Below are 815 nucleotides of genomic sequence, written 5' to 3'. Positions count from 1 at the left end.
CGCGTCGCTGCCGCAGCTTCGGTGCATGGTTTAGCCCCGTTACATCTTCCGCGCAGGCCGACTCGACCAGTGAGCTATTACGCTTTCTTTAAATGATGGCTGCTTCTAAGCCAACATCCTGGCTGTCTGTGCCTTCCCACATCGTTTCCCACTTAACCATGACTTTGGGACCTTAGCTGGCGGTCTGGGTTGTTTCCCTCTTCACGACGGACGTTAGCACCCGCCGTGTGTCTCCCGTGATAACATTCTCCGGTATTCGCAGTTTGCATCGGGTTGGTAAGCCGGGATGGCCCCCTAGCCGAAACAGTGCTCTACCCCCGGAGATGAGTTCACGAGGCGCTACCTAAATAGCTTTCGGGGAGAACCAGCTATCTCCCGGTTTGATTGGCCTTTCACCCCCAGCCACAGGTCATCCGCTAATTTTTCAACATTAGTCGGTTCGGTCCTCCAGTTAGTGTTACCCAACCTTCAACCTGCCCATGGCTAGATCACCGGGTTTCGGGTCTATACCCTGCAACTTAACGCCCAGTTAAGACTCGGTTTCCCTGCGGCTCCCCTATACGGTTAACCTTGCTACAGAATATAAGTCGCTGACCCATTATACAAAAGGTACGCAGTCACACCACGAAGGTGCTCCCACTGCTTGTACGTACACGGTTTCAGGTTCTGTTTCACTCCCCTCGCCGGGGTTCTTTTCGCCTTTCCCTCACGGTACTGGTTCACTATCGGTCAGTCAGGAGTATTTAGCCTTGGAGGATGGTCCCCCCATATTCAGACAGGATACCACGTGTCCCGCCTTACTCATCGAACTCACA

Annotated in this window: 1 rRNA gene; it reads right to left on the bottom strand. The window is 53.6% G+C overall.

Annotated features, from left to right (window positions below):
• Positions 1 to 815, bottom strand: a 23S ribosomal RNA gene (locus tag RAC65_RS22305); the annotation flags it as partial.

This window comes from Pantoea sp. BS_8, from assembly GCF_041954965.1.
Taxonomy (GTDB): domain Bacteria; phylum Pseudomonadota; class Gammaproteobacteria; order Enterobacterales; family Enterobacteriaceae; genus Pantoea; species Pantoea stewartii.
The sequence above is the reverse complement of the archived record's forward strand: the minus strand, read 5'-3'. Positions and strand labels throughout refer to the sequence as shown.